Source organism: Ruegeria sp. HKCCA5929, assembly GCF_013034525.1.
Classification (GTDB): Bacteria; Pseudomonadota; Alphaproteobacteria; order Rhodobacterales; family Rhodobacteraceae; genus Ruegeria.
Genome location: NZ_WQGE01000008.1, coordinates 87,345 through 109,720, shown reverse-complemented (window position 1 = coordinate 109,720; position 22,376 = coordinate 87,345). Strand labels below are relative to the sequence as shown.

At 57.8% G+C, this 22,376-nt stretch carries 17 protein-coding genes and 1 pseudogene; 7 read left to right on the top strand and 11 right to left on the bottom strand.

Annotated features, from left to right (window positions below; genetic code table 11):
* Positions 1-62: 62 nt before the first annotated feature.
* Positions 63-545 (top strand): Lrp/AsnC family transcriptional regulator, encoded by a 483-nt coding sequence (locus tag GOV90_RS17705; protein ID WP_171091570.1) that lies wholly within the window; start codon positions 63-65, stop codon positions 543-545.
* A gap of 14 nt (positions 546-559) precedes the next feature.
* Here GOV90_RS17705 and GOV90_RS17700 read toward each other — a convergent pair whose 3' ends face one another.
* On the bottom strand, positions 560-1,333 hold the full coding sequence (locus GOV90_RS17700) for a FadR/GntR family transcriptional regulator (protein ID WP_171091568.1): 774 nt from the start codon (positions 1,331-1,333) through the stop codon (positions 560-562).
* 334 nt (positions 1,334-1,667) lie between these two features.
* On the opposite strand from GOV90_RS17700, the gene GOV90_RS17695 reads away from it, so the two are divergent.
* The 4 genes from GOV90_RS17695 (at position 1,668) to dld (ending at position 7,760) form a co-directional block, all read left to right on the top strand.
* Positions 1,668-2,717: a TRAP transporter substrate-binding protein gene (locus tag GOV90_RS17695; RefSeq protein ID WP_171091566.1), complete on the top strand. Its 1,050-nt coding sequence runs from the start codon at positions 1,668-1,670 to the stop codon at positions 2,715-2,717.
* 116 nt (positions 2,718-2,833) lie between these two features.
* Positions 2,834-4,897 (top strand): TRAP transporter large permease subunit, encoded by a 2,064-nt coding sequence (locus tag GOV90_RS17690; RefSeq protein WP_171091564.1) that lies wholly within the window; start codon positions 2,834-2,836, stop codon positions 4,895-4,897.
* 12 nt (positions 4,898-4,909) lie between these two features.
* On the top strand, positions 4,910-6,061 hold the full coding sequence (locus tag GOV90_RS17685) for an alpha-hydroxy acid oxidase (protein ID WP_171091562.1): 1,152 nt from the start codon (positions 4,910-4,912) through the stop codon (positions 6,059-6,061).
* A gap of 19 nt (positions 6,062-6,080) precedes the next feature.
* Positions 6,081-7,760: a D-lactate dehydrogenase gene (gene dld / locus GOV90_RS17680; RefSeq protein ID WP_171091560.1), complete on the top strand. Its 1,680-nt coding sequence runs from the start codon at positions 6,081-6,083 to the stop codon at positions 7,758-7,760.
* Positions 7,761-7,770: 10 nt separating this feature from the next.
* Here dld and GOV90_RS17675 read toward each other — a convergent pair whose 3' ends face one another.
* Both GOV90_RS17675 and gph read right to left on the bottom strand, forming a co-directional pair.
* Positions 7,771-9,471: a SulP family inorganic anion transporter gene (locus tag GOV90_RS17675; RefSeq protein WP_171091558.1), complete on the bottom strand. Its 1,701-nt coding sequence runs from the start codon at positions 9,469-9,471 to the stop codon at positions 7,771-7,773.
* A 322-nt stretch (positions 9,472-9,793) separates the two neighbouring features.
* Entirely contained in the window at positions 9,794-10,453 is a 660-nt protein-coding gene (gph, locus tag GOV90_RS17670; RefSeq protein ID WP_171091556.1) for a phosphoglycolate phosphatase, read from the bottom strand.
* A 206-nt stretch (positions 10,454-10,659) separates the two neighbouring features.
* On the opposite strand from gph, the gene hemP reads away from it, so the two are divergent.
* Complete coding sequence (gene hemP / locus GOV90_RS17665) at positions 10,660-10,827, top strand: hemin uptake protein HemP (protein WP_083445319.1); 168 nt, start codon at positions 10,660-10,662, stop codon at positions 10,825-10,827.
* Entirely contained in the window at positions 10,824-11,300 is a 477-nt protein-coding gene (locus GOV90_RS17660; protein ID WP_171091554.1) for a hypothetical protein, read from the top strand. The genes hemP and GOV90_RS17660 overlap by 4 nt, the downstream gene beginning before the upstream one ends.
* A 50-nt stretch (positions 11,301-11,350) precedes the next feature.
* Here GOV90_RS17660 and GOV90_RS17655 read toward each other — a convergent pair whose 3' ends face one another.
* From GOV90_RS17655 to GOV90_RS17620, 8 genes and pseudogenes are all read right to left on the bottom strand, one after another.
* Positions 11,351-14,416, bottom strand: coding sequence for an aminotransferase class III-fold pyridoxal phosphate-dependent enzyme (locus GOV90_RS17655; RefSeq protein WP_171091551.1), 3,066 nt, complete (start codon positions 14,414-14,416; stop codon positions 11,351-11,353).
* Positions 14,417-14,525: 109 nt separating this feature from the next.
* A pseudogene (locus tag GOV90_RS17650) lies at positions 14,526-15,413 on the bottom strand (NAD(P)-dependent oxidoreductase); the annotation flags it as partial.
* Between the two features lie 75 nt (positions 15,414-15,488).
* Entirely contained in the window at positions 15,489-15,878 is a 390-nt protein-coding gene (cueR, locus tag GOV90_RS17645) for a Cu(I)-responsive transcriptional regulator (RefSeq protein ID WP_171091548.1), read from the bottom strand.
* Positions 15,875-18,343 (bottom strand): heavy metal translocating P-type ATPase, encoded by a 2,469-nt coding sequence (locus tag GOV90_RS17640; RefSeq protein WP_171091546.1) that lies wholly within the window; start codon positions 18,341-18,343, stop codon positions 15,875-15,877. The genes cueR and GOV90_RS17640 overlap by 4 nt, the downstream gene beginning before the upstream one ends.
* A gap of 78 nt (positions 18,344-18,421) precedes the next feature.
* Positions 18,422-19,186 carry an SDR family oxidoreductase gene (locus tag GOV90_RS17635; protein ID WP_171091544.1) on the bottom strand — a complete coding sequence of 255 codons (765 nt, stop codon included), beginning with the start codon at positions 19,184-19,186 and terminating at the stop codon, positions 18,422-18,424.
* Positions 19,183-20,115: an SDR family oxidoreductase gene (locus GOV90_RS17630; RefSeq protein ID WP_171091541.1), complete on the bottom strand. Its 933-nt coding sequence runs from the start codon at positions 20,113-20,115 to the stop codon at positions 19,183-19,185. The genes GOV90_RS17635 and GOV90_RS17630 overlap by 4 nt, the downstream gene beginning before the upstream one ends.
* Positions 20,112-21,014, bottom strand: a complete 903-nt coding sequence (locus tag GOV90_RS17625) for a bile acid:sodium symporter family protein (protein WP_171091538.1) — start codon at positions 21,012-21,014, stop codon at positions 20,112-20,114. Before GOV90_RS17625 ends, GOV90_RS17630 begins: the two co-directional genes overlap by 4 nt.
* Positions 21,011-22,327, bottom strand: coding sequence for an NAD(P)/FAD-dependent oxidoreductase (locus GOV90_RS17620; protein WP_171091536.1), 1,317 nt, complete (start codon positions 22,325-22,327; stop codon positions 21,011-21,013). The genes GOV90_RS17625 and GOV90_RS17620 overlap by 4 nt, the downstream gene beginning before the upstream one ends.
* Between the last annotated feature and the right edge of the window lie 49 nt (positions 22,328-22,376).

Genomic DNA, 22,376 nt, shown 5'->3' with positions numbered 1-22,376 from the left:
ACGGACTGAGTTTGACCTATCAACAGGCGAGTGTTCCGAATTTACGGTGAAAGGCAGTGTAAATGAACTTCCCTAATCTGGACCGCTTCGACCGGTCGATTCTGAAAATATTGGCTGAGGATGGCCGTGTTTCGGTTGCTGATCTTGCGCGCGAGATCGGTTTGTCGAAATCACCGACGCAAGCGCGGCTAAAGCGGCTCGAGGCGAGTGGCGTGATAAAAGGGTATCGGGCAATGCTTGACCCGATCAGATTGGGTCTGGATCACGTGGCCTTTGTCGAGGTGCGTATGACAGACACGCGAGAAAAGGCACTGGCCGAGTTCAATGCCGCCGTTCGCCGGATCGCAGAAGTCGAGCAGGCCCATATGATTGCGTCAAACTTCGACTATCTTTTGAAGGTTCGAACCGGATCCATGTCAGAATACCGCGCGGTGCTGGCAGAAAAGATTTCGTCTCTGCCACATGTGGCGAGTACATCCACCTTTGTGGCGATGGAGGCGGTTAAGGAAACCGGCATGTTGGGCGCATTGGACGTGACGGGCTGACCGCCCACAAATCATCAGCGCGACAATATCCGACGCTTTTCAGCCATGGCTTCGCGGCGTTGCTGTTCGATTCCCAGTTTGAAGGAATCTTCAACGAAATCGATGTGTGCAAACGCAGCCTGTTCCGCACGCTCTTCATCGCTGTCGATCACGGCTTGACCCAATTCAAGATGCTGTTCCAGCAATTTCTTGCCTGACCCGTCAATCGACTTCAAAAAGCTGCGGTTGTAGAAGACGCCTTGCTTGGTCAATTCATAGATGGAGGCCATCATATGGATAAGAGTTGCATTTTGGCTGGCATCAACAATGGCTGAATGCAGCGCGAAATCAGCCTCGCGCGAGGCCAAGGCATCATTTTCTTCCCAGGCGCGTTGGTTTTCCGCCAGAATCTCGGCAATTCGCTCCTTGTCCGCCTTGGTCGCGCGTCGGGCGGCCAGGCGGGCGGCAAACCCTTCTTGCTCGCGACGGTATTCAAGATAGTCAAAAAACGCGGGCTCGTGCCGTTCATAAAGTGAGAGCAACGCCGGTAGCATCGCCTGCCCTGTCAGGGCGGCTACAAATGTACCTTCTCCGTGCTGAGTGGTCACCAAGCCGCGCTCTTCCAGCACGGCCAGCGCTTCGCGCAATTTCGGGCGCGACACGCGCAGCATCTCTGCCAGATCACGCTCGGAAGGCAGCTTGCGCCCCTGTTTAAGTATGCCCGATGCGATCAGATCTTCGATTTGAGAGACAACAGCGTCTGCCAGCGATTCGTGTCCGACCGGTTCAAAAATCGCCTTGGTGCTCATGGGTTTTGCCTCATATGAAATGCGAAGATCATATTACTGGTAAATAAATATAACCATATCGCGGTAATTTTCAAGAAAACACGGTTCGCTGAATTCCTAGGCATAATTGCCAGAATTGATTGGGAAAATTGCAGGATTTTAAAATCTGAACCAAAAACGCAACACGCTGACGAACCGCGCGGTCACGCTGCGAGTGAAAGCAGCTTCATATCCAGTGGTAAACAAAATTGTTGACTGGATCGTAATGGTAAAGTTAGTTTACCACCGGAGCGGCGCTGGAAGAGCCTGCGCCAATGATCGGGCTGAAACCCCGACCAACCCTGGAGGAGATCTCATGAAGAAGACCCTGACGAGCTTGGCCGTGGCGGCCAGCATTATCGCCGCACCTGCGGTTGCCGCAGACAAACTGCTGTTGAAAACGCCGATTGCGTTCTCGACCGAATTGCCAGGCCTGGGCTCGCCGATCCCGCGTGTTGCCGAACAGCTTGACGTGATGTCAGGCGGCACGCTGAAGATGAAAGTGTACGAGCCGGGCAAGCTGGTTCCGCCGTTCGAGATTTTGGACGCGGTATCCACTGGCAAGATCAACTCGGGCTACACCACAGCTGGATATTGGGCCGGTAAAATCCCGGCTGCGCCGCTGTTTTCGGCTGTGCCTTTCGGCCCCGAAGCGGGTGAATACATGGCGTGGCTCTATTACGGCAACGGCATGACCCTGTATCAGGAAATGTATGATCAGGCCGGTTACAACGTAAAAGTTCTGCCTTGCGCGATCATCGCACCCGAAACCTCGGGTTGGTTCGCGACCGAGATCAACTCGCCCGAAGACCTGAACGGTCTGAAGATGCGTTTCTTTGGTCTGGGCGGCAAAGTCATGCAGAAGTTGGGTGTTGCAACGTCGCTGTTGCCAGGTGGTGAGATCTTCCCCGCGCTGGAAAAAGGCGCGATTGACGCGACTGAATTCTCGATGCCCGCCATTGATGCGCGCCTGGGCTTCCATAAACTGGTCAAGTTCAACTATTTCCCCGGCTGGCACCAGCAGGCGACTGTGTTTGAGCTGCTGATCAACAAAGACGTCTGGAATGAAACCAGCGACCAGCATAAGGCGATCATCGAAAGCGCCTGCAAAGCGTCGATGGCAGACAGCTTTGCCGAAGGTGAAGCGATCCAGCATGCCGCACTGATCGACAACGTTGAAAACAACGGTGTCACCATCAAGCAGTGGTCGCCCGAGATGCTGGATACATTCCGCGCAACGTGGGACGAGGTTGCTGCTGAAGAAGCCGCAAACGATGCTTTCTTTGCCCAAGTCCTGGCGGACATGAACGAATTCCGCGACGGCTATAACCTCTGGAAGACCAACGCGTTCCTCCCACGTCAGTAAACTCTCCCTAACTGACGTAACCGGGGCGGCGGAGTCCGCCGCTCCGAACTCTCCCGAAATCGGAATTTCTAACCCTTCACCGTCCCGCGCGCCGGGGTGCTGAGCGAGGAATGACCATGGCCAACGAAAAATATACAAATGATCCGGTCGAAGCCTATGAAGGCATCCTGGAACATCCAGATACCGACCGTCAGAAGATCGCCGTCGCCATCGACACCAGCGTCAAAGCGGTAGGACATGTGGTCATGTGGGCGAATATCCTGCTGATGGCCGCGATCTTTAGCCAGGTTTCGCTGCGCTACCTGTTCAGCCAGAACTATCCCAAGCTGGATGAGATCCAGTGGCATTTCTACGGCGTCGTCACGATGATCGGCATCTCATATGCCTTGATCACCGACAGCCATGTCCGCGTTGACGTCCTGCATATGCAGTTGTCCCGCCGGGCGCAGCGGATCATCGAAGTGATCGGCATCCTGACTCTGTTGACCCCTTTCATCTATTTGATGGTCGACCAGGGGTATGACTATTTCTACGAAAGCTTCCGCGTGAATGAACGCTCGGACAGCCCAACTGGCCTGCCTGCACGCTGGGCATTCAAGGCTGTCATTCCGATCAGTTTCATCCTGCTCGCACTGGCTGCACTCGCACGGCTGATCCACGACGGGCACGCGCTGCTCTATGGACCGGCCTCGGAACGGGAAGGCGCGCCGCTGCGCCGTATCCTGCTGGTTCTGGCCGTGTTCGCCGCTGTTTGCGTGGGCTTGACCTTCCTTGTCGAAACGACCGAGGAAAAGCTGGTCATCGCGATGTTCCTGACCTTCATTGCGCTGCTGTTCACTGGCTATCCGGTGGCATGGGTGCTGGCGGGTGTCGGTGTGGCCTATTGCGGTCTGGCTTACCTGTTCGACAACGATCTTATGCTGTGGACGGGTCTTGAGAGCACCTTTACCGGGCTCGATTACCTGACCCTGGGTGCTGTGGTGAACCGCGTTTATGCCACCATGTCCAACGCGGTTCTGGTCGCCTTGCCGATGTTCATCTTCATGGGCCTGATGCTGGACGAATCCGGTGTGGCCGAGCGTTTGATGTCCTCGATGCAGCGCCTGTTCGGCACCGTGCGCGGAGGTCTGGCGATTACCGTGACCCTGATTGGGATCATTCTGGCGGCCTCTACAGGCATTATCGGAGCCTCGGTGGTCTTGTTGGGCGTGCTGTCGTTGCCGTCGATGATGCAGCAGAAGTATCAACCGACATTGGCTGCTGGCGTTGTTTCAGCGTCCGGTACGCTGGGTATCCTGATCCCGCCCTCGATCATGCTGGTGATCATGGCCGACCAGATGGCCTTGTCTGTCGGCGATCTGTTCATGGCAGCCGTTTTCCCCGGTGTCATCATCGGCGGGCTGTACCTGACCTACATCTTCCTACTAGCCTTGATCAAACGTGACGCAGCCCCTGTGCCCGAGGGCGCAAAAGCCCCCGACTGGGCCGCTGTCAAGGACGTTCTGATCGCCGTCATCCCGACGCTGATGCTGATCCTCGCCGTGCTAGGTTCGATCTTTGCGGGTCTGACCACACCGACCGAAGCCTCGGGCATCGGTGCGCTGGGCGCCACGCTGCTGGCGCTAGGCTATCGCAAGCTGACCTTTGCCAAACTGTGGAACGTGCTGGTGTCGACTTTCAACACCACTGCGTACATCTTCGCGATCTTCCTTGGCGCGACCGTATTCTCCTACGTCCTGCGTGAATTGGGCGGGGACGAGTTGATCGAACATGTGGTGCAGTCCACCGGTTTCGGAGCCAACGGTACGATCCTGTTCATCCTGTTCATCGTGTTCTTGCTGGGCTTCGTTCTGGACTGGATCGAGATCACGCTGATCGTGTTGCCTCTGATGCGCCCCATCGTGAACGGGTTGGGTATCGACATCCCCGGCTTCGGCGTATTGGATGAACCGGCGTTGGTGTGGTTCGTGATCCTGGTCGCGGTAACGCTGCAAACCAGCTTCCTGACCCCGCCGGTTGGCTTCGCCCTGTTCTACCTGAAAGGCGTCTGCCCGCCGGAGATCAAGCTGACCCACATCTACAAAGGCATCATCCCCTTTGTGCTTTTGCAGCTGACCGGTCTGGCGTTAGTCTTCCTCTGGCCGACGCTCGCCACCTGGTTGCCCTCGGTCGCTTACTAAGGAGCCTGCCCGATGCGTCTGAGCCAATGTCATAACTTCCACGACTTCCGGCGGCTGGCCAAGCAGCGGCTGCCGGGCCCCATCTTCAACTACATCGACGGTGGCGCGGATGATGAGGTGACGTATCGGGAAAACACCAACGCGTTTGACCGGTGTGATCTGTTGCCGTCGGTCCTGCGCGGAGTGTCAGACGTGGATATGTCGGTCACGGTGATGGGGCAAAAGCTGGACATGCCCGTCTATTGCTCGCCCACTGCCTTGCAGCGTCTGTTCCACCATCAGGGCGAACGCGCGGTGGCAGCTGCGGCCGAGAAATACGGGACGATGTTCGGCGTATCCTCACTGGGCACGGTGTCGTTGGAAGAGCTTCGGAAAAAGCATAAGAACCCGCAGGTCTATCAGTTCTATTTCCACAAGGATCGGGGCCTGAACGCCGCCATGATGCAGCGCGCGAAAGAGGCGGGTGTCGAGGTCATGATGCTGACCGTCGACAGCATCACCGGCGGCAATCGTGAGCGCGACTTGCGCACGGGGTTCTCGATCCCGTTCCGGCTGACGCTGGGCGGCATGATCCAGTTTGCGATCAAGCCGATGTGGGGGATCAATTACGTCACCCACGAAAAGTTCCGTCTGCCTCAGCTTGAAGAGCACGTGGATATGGGTGGCGGCGCCAGCTCGATTGGCGGCTACTTTACCGACATGCTCGATCCGTCGATGAACTGGGATGACGTGGCACAGATGGTGCGCGACTGGGACGGGCAGTTCTGCCTGAAGGGTATTATGACTGTCGAAGATGCCAAGCGTGCCGCCGAGATCGGATGCACCGGTATCATCCTGTCGAACCACGGGGGCCGCCAATTGGACGGCTCGCGTACGCCCTTCGATCAGCTGGCTGAAATTGTCGATGCTGTCGGCGACAAGCTGGACGTTATGATGGACAGCGGCATTCAGCGCGGCACCCATGTGCTAAAGGCACTGTCAATTGGGGCCAAGGCGGTTGGCGTCGGGCGGCACTATCTCTACCCGTTGGCCGCCGCAGGGCAGGCGGGGGTCGAGCGCGCGCTTGGCCTGATGCGGGCCGAGATTGAGCGCGACATGAAACTGATGGGCGTCACCAGCGTTGACCAGTTGAGCCGCGAGAATATCCGTTTCCGCAACGCCTGAACCCAAAATGGGAGCCGACATGACCAATGACGAGTTGATCAAACACTTCCGTTCTATCGTCGGATCGCGCCACGTCCTGACTGGCGAGCGCGCGACCGAACGGTTCCGGCGTGGCTTCCGCTCGGGCGAGGGTGAGGCGCTCTGTGTTATTCAGCCCGGTACGCTGTCGGAACAGTGGAAGGTTCTGCAAGCTTGTGTTGCCTCGGACAAGATTGTCATCATGCAGGCCGCCAACACCGGCCTGACAGAAGGATCGACACCGTCGGGCAGCTATGACCGCGATGTCGTTCTGATCAACACCCGCCGGATGGATACACTGGTCCCGTTGAACAATGGCGAGCAAATCGTCAGCTTTCCCGGTGCCACCCTTTTCGCGTTGGAAAAACTGCTGGCTCCGCTGGGGCGCGAGCCGCATTCGGTGATCGGTTCCTCGTGCATCGGTGCATCGATTGTGGGTGGGGTCTGCAATAACTCGGGCGGGTCTTTGGTCGAGCGTGGGCCCGTTTACACCGAACTGTCCGTGTACGCCCGGATATCCGAGCAAGGCGAACTGGAACTGGTCAACCATCTGGGCATTGATCTGGGCGACACGCCCGAGGAAATCCTGGCAAGCCTCGATGCCGGCACTTTCGACCGCAACCCCGGTGCCACAAACAAGCGCGCCTCAGCCAGCGATTATGCGCAGATCGTGCGGGATGTAGACGCGGAAACGCCTGCGCGCTTCAACGCAGACGAGGCCAAACTGTTCGAATCCGCTGGCTCTGCCGGTAAACTGGCGGTCTTTGCCGTACGTCTTGATACCTTCAAGAAAAATGACGCGGAAAAAGTGTTCTATATCGGAACAAACAACCCCGATGATCTGGCCGCTTTGCGCCGTCATATCCTGTCCAGGTTCAAATCTCTGCCCGTCTCGGCCGAATATATGCAGCGTGAGGTGTTCGACATCACTGCCAAATACGGCAAGGACACGGTTGTGATGATCGACAAACTGGGCACCGACCGCTTACCGTTTTTCTTTGCAATGAAAGGCGCGGTCGATGCACGTCTTCGGCGCATCCCGTTGCTGGGTAATTTCACCGACCGGTTCATGCAAATGGCCGTGGCGCTATGGCCGCGTGTTCTGCCCAAGCGGATGGTCGAGTTCCGCGACAAGTACGAACATCACCTGATCCTGAAGATGAAAGATGACGGTATCGCAGAGGCCGCTGCGTGGTTGCCGGATTTCTTGGAAGACCGCGACGCCGGGTATTTTGAATGCGACGCCCGCGAGGCTAAGATTGCAGGTTTGCATCGTTTCGCCGCCGCCGGAGCCGCCGTGCGTTACATGGCTCTGCACAACTCGGATGTAGAAGACATTATCGCATTGGACGTCGCGCTGCGCCGCAACGATCAGGACTGGCTTGAAAAACTCCCGCCCGAGATCGAGAACCAGCTGGTGCACAAACTCTACTACGGCCACTTCATGTGCCACGTTATGCATCAGGATTACATCGTCAAAAAGGGCGCGGACCCCAAGGCGTTGAAGGCGGCGATGCTTAAGCTGTTCGACGAACGCGGTGCGGAATACCCGGCCGAGCACAATGTGGGCCATTTGTACCCGGCCAAGCCGGACCTGGCGGCGCATTACAAGTGCTGCGACCCGACCAACTCGTTCAATCCCGGCATTGGAAAGATGTCGAAGGCGAAACACTATCACTAAGTGAACATCGTTACACCTTTTGACGCTTGTGAAAGGCTTCAAGGAGGCTAGTGCCGCTGTCGAAAAACGCGGTCTCACCCACAATGCCGGTCACGCCATAACGATCCAACTCGGCCTTTACGTCCGGCTCAACCAGCGTGAATACCAGTTGGATGTTGTTTTCATTCAGGACCCCGGCCATGTTGCGCAAGGCGTATCCGGCGGTGAAATCGACCTCATCTATGGCTGACGCGTCAAGGCAGAACCATTCAGGTTTGGCGTCCGGGCCTTGAGCAATGGCGGTGACTTCATCGGTAAAACGCTGCGTGTTTGCGTAATACATGCCGTGCGAAAACCGATAGATCACGAGGCCGGGCTCGAACTGGTTAGGCGGGGCCAGATCTTTTGAATGCCAGCCACCAGACTGGGTTTTGACAATCACAGCGTTCTTTGGGCGATACCCTCTGCGGGTGTGATCGACCAGCGACAGGACCATTGCAAAGATGATGCCTTGTTCCACGCCGACCACGACAACCACAGCTGCCGTCGCAGTGGCCACCCAGAACTCGGATCGGGCTTGTTTGTAAATCGTTGTCAGACCATGCAGATCGATCAGTTTCAACCCGATCAGGAAGACGATAGCGGATAAGGCGGCATTCGGCAGATAGGCAAGCGGTTTGGTCAGAAACAGGATCACAAGCAGGACTATGGCAACCGTTGTCAGTTGCGCCACCTGACTACGGCCACCCGCGCTGGCGACCATTTCGGTTTTGGTGGGGCTGCCGTTGACCACAAATGTGCCGGTGAATGCCGCTCCGAAATTGGCAAGCCCAAGCCCGACCAGGTCTGTGTTCTCGCTGAACCTCTCGTCATATCGGGCCGCGTACGCGCGCGAGGTCGCAGCGCTTTGGGCCAGAATGACAACGAAGATGGACAGTGCAGTGGGCAGGAGTTGTTTGAACAGGGTCCAACTCCAATCCACCTCGGGGATCGAGATCGATGGCAAGCCGCCGGGCACTGTTCCCAGCAGGGCAATTCCCACCGTTTCGAAGGAAAAGGCCCAACTGCATAAGATCACCCCCACGATCGCGATCAAAGGTCCTGGTACTTTTCGCGACAACATTGTGCAGGCAAGCACAATTCCAAGAACGGCCGCCGATACACACACGGTTGGCCAACTGACCTGAGCCAAATTGTTGAAAACATCGGTCAGTCGCGCAAGCGTGCCGTGCCCCGTGGCCTCGATCCCCAATAGACCGGGTATTTCACCCGTGGCGACCTGAATGCCTACGCCGGTCAGGAAACCAACAAGAACGGTACGAGACAGGAAATCGGCCAGAAATCCCAATCCGATGATCCGTGCGCCGATCAAAAGCACGGCAGCCATCAATGCCAGAAGCGATGCCAAAGCCAGATACTCGGACGAGCCTGTAACCGCCATGCCCGCAAGGGCCGAGGCGGTAATGGCTGCCGTTGCCGAATCGGCCCCGACCACCAGGTGCCGTGATGAGCCGAATAGGGCGAACAGGGCCATGGGAATCAGGATCGTATACAGCCCGGTGACGACCGGCGTACCCGCAATTTTGGTGTAACCCATCACTTCGGGTATCGCGAGGCAGGCAAATGTAAGCCCTGCAAGCATCTCGGCAGGAAGGCGTGATCGGTCCAAAGGCAAGACACCTTGCAGCACTGGCAAAGCCGACAGTTTGCGATTTCTGCCCGGTTTTTCCATGGGTTACCTTTCGCCCGATTTGTCCCTCATTTCCACCTTGCATACCACCAGAGCGCCGGGCCGGGATGAATGCAAGGGAAGAGGGGTAAATCGAGATGACTTTGCAGCCGTTTTCGACAGGTTTTCAGGGAATTTTACACAACTACGGGAAACCCCCAATTTCGCGCGGGGCCTATCAAGGGTAAACATGACCTACCGTACTTACCACACAAACACACGGTAACTACTTTCCCCGATGAGGGGCTGGTCACACCCCCTCGGCCGGCCCCTCTTAACTTTTTGGAGACGTGAAGACGCGCCGGGCTTGGAAAACCGATTGCGCTCAGGCCGTGGCCAGTGTTGTCACATGAGCGGGCAGGTCGGCGGCAGCCTCATAAGCAATATCATGCGGAATGTCCTGTACGGGGGATTTTCGATATCCTTCCGTGAACAGAAGAAACGGGACTTTTGCCCTGACAGCGGTTTCAGCGTCAACCTCGCTGTCTCCGACAAAAATACGCGGTCCTGATCCGTCAAGGGCGTCGAAGCTTGCAAACAGATGTTGAGGGTCTGGTTTCCGTGTCTGCAGACTGTCGCCACCAAGCACGACGTCGAAGAATTGCGACAGGTTCAACGCCTCCAGCACATGCCGCGCCGGGGCTTCGGGCTTGTTGGTGCACACGCCCAGAACGCAGCCCATTTGTTGCAAACGTTCCAACGCGGCGGGAACTCCGGGATAAGGAACGGTCGTCTCACTGGCAGCGGCGTTATAGTGCTTGAGGGTCAATTGTGCCAATTCCGCGTGACGGTCCATCGACAGATCGCAGTGGCGGATTACGCGTTCGACCAGTTTGGGCAGACCATTTCCAACGAATCCCTTGATGATCTCGAAGGACAGGGGATCCTGCCCGGTGTCATCCAGCATTCGGTTTGTCGCCGAAGCCAAATCACCCAGGCTGTCCACCAGCGTTCCATCCAGATCAAATACAACAGTTGCGGTCATGTTTTTCCTGCCTTTTCCCCTCTGCCCACAGAGGTAACCCGCCCTTTTTCTGGGCGCAATCACTTGTGGTGAAACGACACTTGACAATCCTTACTAAAATAATCAGATTAACCGCAGGAACAGAAAGCCAGCCCATTCGAGGTCAGCCAGATCACATGAAACGCAACTGAATTGGCACTAAGCCGAAACGCTCTGGAGATGTCCCGATGAACGTTCAGAACCCGACCCCAACCCAAGGTTACGCTGTCTCGATGCTTCCCGCGCACAAGGCCGAAGACCTGACAAAAGGCGGCAACCTGGCACATATCGAATTGGGCGACCAACTCTACACCCTGCGCATTACCCGCGCGGGCAAACTGATCCTGACGAAATGAGCGCTGGCAAAACGCGCGGCGGCGCTACGGTAGGTCGCCTTGCTGACTTGGACCTCGTTGAGGCGGGGGCGGTCATGTATCTGCGCATGTGGAGCGCGGGTGAAGGTGCAAGGGCCGATGCTGCCAGTGACTTTCAGATCGCTTTGGGGGCAGAGAGCGGGCAGGCCGCGATGCTGACACTGGATCGCCTGTGTTCACTTTGCGCAAATTACGGTCGTCGTCCATTGATCAGGCATGGGTTGGGATGTGCGTGTCTTGGCGCGGACGAAAACTGTTTCGCTCAGATGATTTCAGCCGCCTCTGAAGGTGCGCGTGAAGACGCAATGATGATGGCATCTCTGATCGTACGCCCGGATTTTGCACCTGCGCTTGCCGCGTTGTCAGAAGAACTTGGCCTTGCCCTCAGACGCATGACGGCCGGGTTCAGGATCCCTACTACGGGACACCATACCCCCTCGGCCGTTCTCCACTGATCCCCGATTCAGGACGGCTTAACCCCGGCATTGCGCCGGGGTTATTTTGTTCAGCAGCACCCACATCCGGCATGATGATGATCGTGATCGCAAACCGGGGCAGGGGTGTAATCGCCCACCTCTGACAGCACGTCTCGCAACGCCCAAAGGATCATATCCACATCCTCGGCCTCGATGGTCAGCGGCGGGCGGATCTTCAGGATGTTGTCCTTTGGTCCTTCGCTACCGATCAGAATACGATGGTCGCGCATCCGGTTTTTGACATAGCTGCAAATCTCGGTTCCCTCTGATCCGTCAGTGTTAATCAGTTCCACACCAAGGAACAGCCCCATGCCCCGCACGTCGCCAACACAGCCAAAGTCGTTTTCGATCTGACGCAACCCGTTCATCAGACGGTCTCCCATCAGGCGGGCATTGTCTTGCAGAGCTTCGTCGTCGACGATGTCCAACACCTCTTTGCCGATCCGGCAGGACAGGGTTGAGCCGCCAAAAGTGGAAAAGAACTCGATCCCGTTGTTGAAACTATCGGCGATTTCTTTGGTCGTCACCAACACGCCCAGAGGGTGCCCGTTTCCGATAGGTTTGCCCATCACAACGATATCGGGAAGTGCGCCCTGGTGTTCAAAACCAAAGTAGTACTCGCCCAGACGACCAAGACCTGTCTGCACCTCATCGGCGATGCAAACACCACCTGCGGCGCGTATTTTCTCATAAACCGCAGGCAGATAGCCCTTGGGTGGAATGATCTGTCCTCCGACCGAGGGGAAGGTCTCGGCGATGAACCCGGCGACGCCTTGCCCGCGCGCGTTCAAGGCCGTGATTGCCGGATCTACAAGATCGGCAAATTTCTGGGCCCGATCGGTATCGTCGCGCTTGAACGAACCACGGTAGTCATCCGCAACCTCAACCAGTTCAACCCAGTCGGCTTTGCCGACGCCACCCGGTTTGTTGAATTTGTAGGCCGAGATCGCCACGGCCGCGTTCGTATTCCCGTGATAGCCGTGATCCGGTGTCACGATCCCCTTCGATCCGGTATGGGCACGGGCCAGCCGCAGAGCGAGCTCATTAGCCTCGGTTCCGGAATTGACGAAGAAGCAGACTTCAAAGTGATCTGGCAGTTTTGACAGGATTTTGTCGGCAAAAGCGGTCTGGGCCGGATGCAGATAGCGGGTGTTCGAATTCATCCGCCTCAGCTGGTCCGCTGCCACAGCCTGAATACGCGGATGCGCATGGCCGACATGAGGAACGTTGTTATAGGCGTCCAGATAGGGGCGGCCCCATTCGTCGAACAGGTGGTGTTTCCACCCACGCACCAGCATGACCGGATCGTCATAGGTCAGAGACAGGTTACCACCAAAATGATCGCGTCGCCCTTGCTGGATCGCCTGCTTGTCAGTGGGTTGGTAAAACACCTTGTCATCCGGCAGGTTCAGCAAGGCGGCGGGGTTCGGACAGACCGCGTGCCACAGCTCCATCTCGTCAGGATCGCCTACACCGGGCCAGTCCGCCTCCATGCCATCGGTGGTCAAGGCCAGTTGGAAATGCACATGAGGGGACCATCCGCCATTCTGGCTGGCATCGCCCAGCCGGGCAAACGCCGCCCCCTGTGCTACCGGATCGCCGGGTTTCAGCCTGTCACAGCATTCTGGATCCAGATGACCATAGAGCGTATAAAACGGATCACCTTCGGGCGTTTCGTGATGCAGGATGATCACCCCGCCATAGTCGAGGTGGCTGTCGCGGTTCTCGACGACCTCAACCCGCCCGCTCATGGGCGCGTGCAGCACCGTCCCGGCAGGCGCAAACACATCCACGGCCAAATGCACTGTCCGCCGGTCCGAGGCTTTCCACGGACCCTTGCGGAAGCCCGGTTCGGCATAGATCAAGCGGGGTTCGTTGTAGTAGCCCAACCACAGATCTTGCCCATATTCCTCGCCCACTCGTGCGGCCTCGGCCAGAGGCATGTGGAACGGATTCTGCGGCCAGACACAGTTTTCAACCGACAGCGAGCCCATGGGCACATCTCTCAGATCCTGATCGAACATCTGAGCGAACTGACCGCGATGCTCCTGTAGATGGGCATGGATCCGTTCGGCCCCATCGACCACCGGCAATCCACAAGCCGCCCGCAAACGCGCCGACATGAGGCCACCATTGACCGAAGCGTTCTCAAGAAACCGCCATGCGGGCGCTTGAGAGATTGTCACATAAGGATCATCCGGGTTCTCGGCGGCCATCAGGGTCGAGTTGACAACAGACACGGCAAGCCGCATCCGCAACAACGGCCAGATCAAATCCACCTCATCCTCGCGCAGCCGGTTGGCCGCGTGATACCCTTTCACCAACGCAGCCAACGCCCGTTCCGGCTTGGGATGGTCCAACACGATATAGGCCCCGGCAATCGCCAGATCGCAAACCCGCGGCGCCGCGCACATGTCACCCAGATCAATCAGCCCCGATATTCGCCGCCGTTCGCTCAACTCCCCTTCGACCAGAATGTTATAGTCATTGGCATCATTGTGAATGGCCTGCTTGGGCAGATCCGCAAGGGTACCGGAAATCGCTGCAAACCCGCCGCAGATTTCCTTTAGCAAGGCTTGCCGCGAAGGATCTGAAATCGCGCCTAGCTTTTCCGCAATCCAATCCGCCTGCATCAGGTCCCATTTGAAGCCGACCCGATGCAACCCCTCATGCTGGAACCCTTCCAGGGCCCGGTCAGTTGCCCCCAACACGCGCCCCAGTTTCAGGATCAGTTCTTCGGATTTTGCTGCCGCCTTCGCATAGCATTGCCCCGGCAGGCATTCCAGCAACCAGGTCAGCCTCGGCTGGGCCTCAGAATCCGCAATCTCGGGCAACAGAGCGCCATTCAAATCGGGAAACACCTTGGGAAAAGGCAAACCCGGTGCTTCCGAAGCAATATGAGCCAGCGCCTGTATCTGCAGATCCACCAGATCCGCCTCACAGCCCGCACGCATAACCTTGAGCACATAATCCTGCCCATTGGTGGCCTCCACCAAAAAGTTCAGGTCATATTCACCGTCCAGCCGCGTCAACCGTGCGTCCAGCCCCCAATGCTGACGCAGCGCATCCGCCCAGAACTTCACCAATTCGCTCATATCGTTCTCCGTCCCGTCACGCCCGGGATCCTATTCATCTGGCTCAAAATACCTTCGGGGGGTGAATTGGCCCACCGGGCCAAGAGGGGGCAGACAGCCCCCTGATCCCTCAATCCAAAGCGCGCAGGCGTTTGAACAGCGACGACGTATCCCAGCGCCCGCCGCCAAGTTTCTGCACATCCTTGTAAAACTGGTCGACCAAAGCCGTCAGAGGCAAAGAAGCCCCGTTTGAATTGGCCTCATCCAGACAAATCCCCAAGTCCTTGCGCATCCAGTCCACAGCAAAGCCGTAATCGAAATGATCGTCCAGCATCGCCTCGTGGCGGTTCACCATCTGCCAGCTTCCAGCCGCGCCCTGACTGATCACCTCGACCACAGAGCGCCCGTCCAAGCCGGCCTTTTCCGCAAAATGCAGCGCTTCGCTGAGGCCCTGTACGACACCGGCGATGGCAATTTGATTGCACATCTTGGTCATCTGGCCCGTGCCGCTCTCTCCGATACGGCGGCAGATCTTAGAGTAAACCTGCATCAGGGGTTCCGCCGCATCATAAGCGTCCTGATCGCCGCCGCACATGATAGACAGGACCCCGTTTTCGGCTCCGGCCTGACCACCCGATATCGGGGCATCGACAAAGGCAAATCCTTGCGCTGCCGCAGCCGCATAGAGCTCTAATGTGACAACTTTGGAAACCGTTGTGTGATCAACAAAGATGGCTCCATCCGACATGCCATGAAACGCGCCGTTCTCTCCCGTACAGACCATGCGCAGATCGTCATCGTTGCCGACACAGGCCATGACAAACTCTGCATCTTTGACGGCATCTTTCGGAGTAATTGCCATGGCACCGCCATGCTGTGCCACCCAGGCTTCAGCCTTGGTGGAGGTGCGGTTGTAGACGGTGACGTCATGACCTGCGGCCTTCAGAAAACCGGCCATGGGATAGCCCATGACACCAAGGCCAAGGAACGCGACTTTTGCCATTTTGTGATCCTCTCGGCTGTTCGACCGTTGTCTGGGGCCGAAATCTTTGACGAAGACAAAGCAAAGCTGCGCCCAAAGGGCAACCCCAAGTCAGCCTTTCCCACCCAGATCCTGTAATATGGGACAATCGGGCCGGTCATCCCCGGCGCAGGCGTCAACCAAATGACTCAGCGTGTCGCGCATGGCGTTCAGGTCCGCGATCTTGGCCTCGATCTGCGCCAGATGATCCCGCGCAACCTGTTTTACATCGGCGCTGGCGCGGGTTTCATCCTCGTACAGCGCCAACAGAGTCCTGCAATCCTCGATGGTAAACCCAAGCGCGCGGGCGCGGCCCAGAAAGTTCAGTTTATGCACGTCCTGATCGCGAAACCGGCGATACCCGTTGTCGTCGCGCAGAGGCTTGATCAGGTCGATGTCCTCATAATACCGGATCGTCTTGGCGGGCAGGCCAGTGCGGGCAGACACGTCTCCGATATTCATGCGTGCACCTCGTTGGTTTCCAAGGTCGGGGTTTCCGGCACGCTGGCGCGGACGCGACGCAGACGCAGAGCATTCGAGACCACAAAAACGCTGGACAGCGCCATCGCGCCAGCTGCCAAAGCAGGCGACAACAGATGACCGCCAAACGGATACAGCGCGCCAGCCGCCACCGGGATCAGCAGGACATTGTAACCAAACGCCCATCCGAGGTTCTGGCGAATGTTTCGCATTGTGCGACGGCTGATCTCGGTCGCGTTTGCAACGCCGCGCAGATCGCCCGACATCAGAACCACGTCGGCCGTTTCAATGGCCACATCCGTACCTGTCCCAATGGCGATGCCGATATCCGCAGATGCAAGCGCCGGGGCATCGTTGATCCCGTCGCCAACAAAAGCCAGCGTTCCGAAATTATCCCGCAAAGCCGTGATCGCATCTACCTTGCCGTCCGGCAACACCTCGGCAGTGACGTGATCGATCCCCAACCGATCAGCCAACGCCTGTGCCGTCCGCGCGTTGTCTCCGGTGATCATGGCCACAGTTAGCCCCATCTGGTGCAACCTCTGCAGCGCTTCTTCGGTGCCGGTCTTGATCGGGTCGGACACAGAAATCGTCGCAGCGGCCTGCCCATCAAGAGCAACGAATAGCGGCGTTGCCCCTTCGGAGGCGCGCTCTTCGGCCTCGTCCGCCAAACGGCCAAGATCAATCCCCCGGTTTTCCATCAGCCTGTAAGAGCCGACCAACACTTCTCGACCTTCAACGAGGCCCTGTACACCCAGTCCGGTGATTGATTGGACATTCGACGCCTCGGGCAGAGCAGAAGGACCGGCCCGAGTGATAGCTGATGCAATTGGATGCTCCGACTGTGCTTCTAGGGACGCAGCGAGCCGCACAACTTCATCCCGGTCAAACCCGTTGGTCGTCATCACGCTTTCCAACTCGGGACGTCCGAGTGTCAGAGTTCCGGTTTTATCCAGCGCGACAATGCGTGCTTGTTGAAGCTGCTGCAATGCATCGCCTTTGCGGAACAATACCCCCAGTTCTGCTGCACGCCCCGTGCCCACCATGATAGAAGTGGGCGTCGCAAGCCCCATCGCACAGGGGCAAGCAATGATCAGCACCGAAACACCTGCCACAAGCGCCAGCGGCAGGGCGGGGCTGGGACCGAAAACCAACCAGAGTATGACGGTGACCACAGCGACGAGAATGACGGCTGGGACAAAACGATAGGTGATTTGGTCGACCAGCCCTTGAATGGGCAATTTGGCCCCCTGTGCCTGCTGCACCATGCGGATAACCTGAGCCAGAACTGTGTCGTCCCCAACGCGCGCGGCGCGTACCCGCAAGGCGCCGGTCCCGTTCACCGTGCCGCCAACAACAGCGGCCCCTTGCGATTTTCCGACCGGCACAGGCTCGCCAGTGATCATGCTTTCGTCGACGTAAGATGTGCCCTCTAGCACTTCGGCGTCCACTGGCATCCGTTCGCCCGGACGAACGCGCAAAATGTCTCCCACAACTATTTCAGCAATAGGACGGTCCTCTGTTCGGCCATCTACTTCGACCCTTGCGGTCTTGGGCTGCAAGCCTACCAGCTTCCGAATTGCGGCCCCGGTTCTGCCTTTGGCGCGCGCCTCCATGAGTCGGCCCAGAAGGATCAATACAACGATGACTGCTGCGGCTTCGAAATAGACATTCGCGGTGCCTTGCGGCAGCACACCCGGGGCGAATGTGGCCACCACGGAATAGAGATAGGCCGCCCCGGTCCCAAGCGCGACCAGCGCATTCATGTCTGGCGTGCCGCGTAACAGGGATGGGATGCCCTTGCGGTAAAACACCCGTCCCGGACCGATCAACAGGGCCGAGGTCAGAGCAAACTGGATAAGCTGACTGGTCTGCGCACCGATGGTGGCGTGTACCCAGTGATGGAATGCGGGGATCATGTGCCCACCCATCTCAAGAATAAACACGGGCAGCGCGAGGACGGCGGCAAGCATCGTGGTGCGGACCAGACTGCGAATTTCGTCATCTTCGCGGCTTTCAGGTTCATGGGCGTTTTGAAGGCGCGCGGGGTATCCGATTCCGGTGATGACCTGTGCCAACTGCTCTGGCGTGGTTGTCCCCGCCGCGTATGTCACTGTGGCGGTTTGAGTTGCGAGATTGACCTGCGCGTCGATCACACCCGGGTTGGCTGCCAGCGCGCGTTCGATCTTGGCCACGCACGAGGCGCAATTCATCCCGTCGACATTCAGATCAACGCATTTGGTTTCAGCAGGATACCCTGCCGCGTCCAGCGCCGCAGTCAGAGCCGTAACCGGCCCGTCAAACGCCACTTGCGCTGATTTGGTTGCAAAGTTGACCGAGGCCGCATCGACACCTGGCACATCGCGCAGGGCGGCTTCGACACGGCCCACGCAGGACGCGCAGCCCATGCCGGTGATTTTTAGCTCTGTGAGTGTTTTATGTGCCATGCGACTCGTTCCGCAGCTTGCCTTGCCCTCCAAATGAGGGTTCCAGTCACGGGAAGGTCAAGGGGTCATGGCAAAAATCTATTCTGCTGGCCCGCGTATATTGCGCTCCATCATGCGTTGATACAGGCGCGGTGAGAGGCTGTTCAGCCACCAAGACAAACGCGCCACACGTCCAACCGGAATCATCGGCTGCGATTTGTCCAATCCTCGCAGGATTGCTTTGGCGGCGGCCTCAGGGCTCATCTCATCCATACCATCTTTTGCCGATCCGGGTCTTGCCGTTCCATCGGCCTGCTCTTGTGCGTTGCCCGGGTTGGTGGCCACGAAGGACGGCGCCGCGATCTGAACCTGAACGCCATGAGGTGCTTCTTCGGAACGGAGCGATTTGAAAAAACCCTCAAGCGCGTGTTTCGAGGCCGCATAGGCCGTTCGGTGATAGAGCGGCGCAAACCCTGCCACGGACGAAATCGCAAGATGCGTTCCCTGTGATACCCGAACCGCTTGCAGAAACGCGCGGGCCATTTCAACGGCCGCGAAGTAGTTAATGTCGAACACCATTCGGTGGCTGGTGGCGTCAGACTGATCAAACCCCCGAATTTGCGTGAGCCCGGCGTTATAGATGACCAGATCGATACTTTCGCTGGATTCGATCACCCTTTGGGTTGCGTCAGAAAGCTGCTCGGGGTCTGTCAGATCGCAAGCGATTGGCAACTGGTTTGGTCGGGTGTCCAAGCCTGAGACGTCAAGGTCCAGCAACACCACCCGCCAACCGCGAGCTTGCAGGGCTTGGCTCAGGGCTTGCCCCAAGCCGCCCGCCCCACCTGATATGACAGCTGTCTTCATAGCCCGGCCTGCTTTTGCCAGAACGCGAACACCTCGGCGCTGGTTTTTTCGGGTGTATAGCCGAATTCTGATTTGAGGGCGGAATTGTCCAAAACCGGTCGATATTGCAGAAACCGCACCTGTTCCGGCCCATAGCGAGACAAGCCAAGCGGGCGTGCCACGGATAAAGCCGCCTTCAGTGCCCAAGCAGGAAGACGCAGAACCGATTTCCCCATGGCATCGGCCAGATCGGTGACACCCATCGCTCCGTCCCCGGCGACATTGAAGATACCGGGTGGCCCGTCTGTCGCTGCGCGCCGCAGGATGCGGGCCAGATCGTGTGTCCAGATAAAGACAAAAGGACTTTCACTGCCGGTTACGGCCAGCAGGCGAGGCTTGTGAAACAGGGCGGTGATCTGGTTTTCGGTTCCGGCCCCCAGAACTGTCCCCACGCGCAGAACCACTTGTTCAAGATCAGGGGCAGTATTGCGGGCTTCCGCCAACAATTCCTCGACCTGTCTCTTGTGGTCGGAATAAGGGAATTCCGGATTGCCCCGCAGCGGGTCACGCTCACGCAGCGGAATGCGGTTGTCCGGGTGATAGCCATAAGCGGCACCCGAGGATGTGACCACAAGCCGTCGCACCCCGTTGGCAATCGCCGCATTCACCACCTTGCGTGTTCCATCGACGTCAACTGCATATGCTGCGGTGCGTCCAGTCTTGGGCGGGGGCGTCACGATGGAAGCAAGATGCACGATGACATCCGGCTTCACCTTGGTGATCACGCGGGCAGGGGCATCGCTTGTCACGTCCATCGGCAGGAAAGCGATACATTCAGGCAAAGACTCCGGGCGCTTGAGGTCGGTGGCAAAGACCTCATGCCCTTCAAGTTCCGGCAATAGTGCTTGCCCGACCATACCGGCGGCGCCTGTGATCAGAATACGGGTCATCGCGCGGCCTCGGTTCGGGCCATGATCGACGCAAGCGCAATGCCCGATATCGCGTGCCAGATGCCCCAGAACGCGGCCACAACGGCCATGCCGCCCAGCCCGTGGAAAAAGGCGAAGATCAAGACCAGTCCAAGCCCTGAATTCTGAATGCCGGTCTCTATGGTGATTGCGCGACGATCAAAGGGGGACAGCCGGGTCAGAGTGGCCACGACCCAACCGCCCCCCAGTGCCAGGGCGTTGTGAAGGATCACAAGCCCGGCGACAGCCCCGGCAAAGCTGAGGAAGAATCCCCAGTTGGCGGCCAGGGCAAGCAAGATGAAAGCCGCGAAGATACCCATCGACAAGTATTGCAGCGGTGCGCGTAAACGTGCGGTCAGGGCGGGACGACGCTGATTCAGTGTGATGCCCAGAACAAGGGGCAGGATCAGCATAAAGCCGACGAGAATGGCGATTTGCACCGGATCGATCTGGGTTTGCTGCAGGATCGCACGGGTCGGTGGATACAGCCCGCCCCAAAGCGCGATGTTGAAAGGCGTCATGAAGATTGCGCCAATGGTGGCGAATGCGGTCATCGACACGGACAGCGCCGCATTGCCGCCCGCGCGATGTGTTATGAAGTTCGAGATGTTGCCGCCCGGACAAGCTGCCACAAGGATCAGCCCTAACGCTATGGAAGCACGCGGCTCTGTGAACCAGACCAGCGCAAAGGTCAGTGCGGGCAAGACCACAAACTGAGATACCAGCCCGACAATCACAGGTTTTGGCGCGCGTCTCAGGCGATCAAAATCCCGAGGCGTCAGGTCGATCGCGATCGAGAACATCACAATGGCCAGAATAGAGTTCAGCAACGTCAGCGACGCCGGGCTGAAATTCAGCGTGACTTCGTCGATACCATTCATGCGGCGGCTTTCCGCAGCCGGTCGATCCAGCCAGTGACGGCTTTTCTATAGGTGGCCTTGTCAACGTAGTAAGCCATGCGGGGTAGGTCGATATAGTTCATGCCTCCGGTGGCGCGCCTGTAGTCTTTTTGTTTTTCGGTTTTCAGATCGGCCGCCGCCGGGCAACCGCTTTGAAGACCCTTGATATAGCGCGCCACCATCTCGGCCTGTTCGTGTCTCCCCTGCCAGCCAAGACCCGTGGCCTCGACCATGCCCAGCACAAACAGATCGTCGCGTTCGGGGTGTATGGTGTTCAGGTACAGATGCGGTGCATCGCCCTGCCAGTTCAGCAGGTCCTTGTCGACAAACGGATAGTGCAGCTTGTATCCGGTGGCAGCGAGGATCATGTCATAGTCTTCGCTGGAACCGTCTTTGAAGTGAACGGTGTGACCCTCCAGCCGGTCGATATCGGGGCGAATGCGCAAATCGCCATGACCCGCGTGATACAGGACCAGTGAATTCACCACAGGATGGCTTTCGTAAAGCTGATAATCGGGTTTGGGAAAGCCGTATTTTTGGGGATTTCCGACGAACCAGCTGAGGATCAGGCTGTCGACCTTTCGCTTTAGCCACATGGGCAGGCGGATCTTGTGACCCATCGTGTCAGCAGGTTTGCCAAAGACATATTTCGGGACGAAATAGTATCCGCGCCGCATCGACAGGTCGCAGCGTTTTGCATGGTGGATCGCATCCACCGCAATGTCGCAACCGGAGTTGCCTGCACCTACAACCAATACTCGTTTGCCGTCGAATTGACTGGGATACCTGTAGTGTGAGGCATGGATCAATTCTCCGTCGAAGGTTCCGGGAAATACAGGCATGTTCGGTTCCGACAAGGTGCCGTTTGCTATCATAACACCTGCGAAGTCGGCCTGATGGTCACCTTCGGCATCCCTCCAACTGACACGCCAACCATCCCCCGAGTTGCCCAGCGGCGTGATCTGGGTGACTTCTGTGTTAAACCTATAGTCCTTACGCAACCCGAAATGATCTGCAAAAGCACGGAAATAGTCGCGCATCGCCCGGTGAGAAGGGTACTCGGCCACGGCCTCATCCATCGGGAAATCTTCGAACTCGGTCATGCGCTTGGACGAGATCAGATGCGCTGTCTCGTACATGGTTGATCTGGGGGCATCGATGTCCCACAGACCGCCCACATCCGAATGCAGCTCGAACCCTTGAAATGCGATGCCCTGTTCTTTCAGCACCTTGGCCGCGGCCAATCCCATCGGTCCCGCCCCGATCAGGGCGAATGCGTCGCGCGTTTCTGTCATGAACCCTCCCGAAGTTCGTGAGGCTTAACTTGAACGAGCGACCAAAATA

What these genes read in the sequence shown, in the direction of transcription:
- GOV90_RS17705 (WP_171091570.1), top strand. Translation starts at nt 63, where the DNA reads ATGAACTTCCCTAATCTGGACCGCTTCGACCGGTCGATTCTGAAAATA.
- GOV90_RS17700 (WP_171091568.1), bottom strand. Translation starts at nt 1,333, where the DNA reads ATGAGCACCAAGGCGATTTTTGAACCGGTCGGACACGAATCGCTGGCA.
- GOV90_RS17695 (WP_171091566.1), top strand. Translation starts at nt 1,668, where the DNA reads ATGAAGAAGACCCTGACGAGCTTGGCCGTGGCGGCCAGCATTATCGCC.
- GOV90_RS17690 (WP_171091564.1), top strand. Translation starts at nt 2,834, where the DNA reads ATGGCCAACGAAAAATATACAAATGATCCGGTCGAAGCCTATGAAGGC.
- GOV90_RS17685 (WP_171091562.1), top strand. Translation starts at nt 4,910, where the DNA reads ATGCGTCTGAGCCAATGTCATAACTTCCACGACTTCCGGCGGCTGGCC.
- dld (WP_171091560.1), top strand. Translation starts at nt 6,081, where the DNA reads ATGACCAATGACGAGTTGATCAAACACTTCCGTTCTATCGTCGGATCG.
- GOV90_RS17675 (WP_171091558.1), bottom strand. Translation starts at nt 9,471, where the DNA reads ATGGAAAAACCGGGCAGAAATCGCAAACTGTCGGCTTTGCCAGTGCTG.
- gph (WP_171091556.1), bottom strand. Translation starts at nt 10,453, where the DNA reads ATGACCGCAACTGTTGTATTTGATCTGGATGGAACGCTGGTGGACAGC.
- hemP (WP_083445319.1), top strand. Translation starts at nt 10,660, where the DNA reads ATGAACGTTCAGAACCCGACCCCAACCCAAGGTTACGCTGTCTCGATG.
- GOV90_RS17660 (WP_171091554.1), top strand. Translation starts at nt 10,824, where the DNA reads ATGAGCGCTGGCAAAACGCGCGGCGGCGCTACGGTAGGTCGCCTTGCT.
- GOV90_RS17655 (WP_171091551.1), bottom strand. Translation starts at nt 14,416, where the DNA reads ATGAGCGAATTGGTGAAGTTCTGGGCGGATGCGCTGCGTCAGCATTGG.
- cueR (WP_171091548.1), bottom strand. Translation starts at nt 15,878, where the DNA reads ATGAATATCGGAGACGTGTCTGCCCGCACTGGCCTGCCCGCCAAGACG.
- GOV90_RS17640 (WP_171091546.1), bottom strand. Translation starts at nt 18,343, where the DNA reads ATGGCACATAAAACACTCACAGAGCTAAAAATCACCGGCATGGGCTGC.
- GOV90_RS17635 (WP_171091544.1), bottom strand. Translation starts at nt 19,186, where the DNA reads ATGAAGACAGCTGTCATATCAGGTGGGGCGGGCGGCTTGGGGCAAGCC.
- GOV90_RS17630 (WP_171091541.1), bottom strand. Translation starts at nt 20,115, where the DNA reads ATGACCCGTATTCTGATCACAGGCGCCGCCGGTATGGTCGGGCAAGCA.
- GOV90_RS17625 (WP_171091538.1), bottom strand. Translation starts at nt 21,014, where the DNA reads ATGAATGGTATCGACGAAGTCACGCTGAATTTCAGCCCGGCGTCGCTG.
- GOV90_RS17620 (WP_171091536.1), bottom strand. Translation starts at nt 22,327, where the DNA reads ATGACAGAAACGCGCGACGCATTCGCCCTGATCGGGGCGGGACCGATG.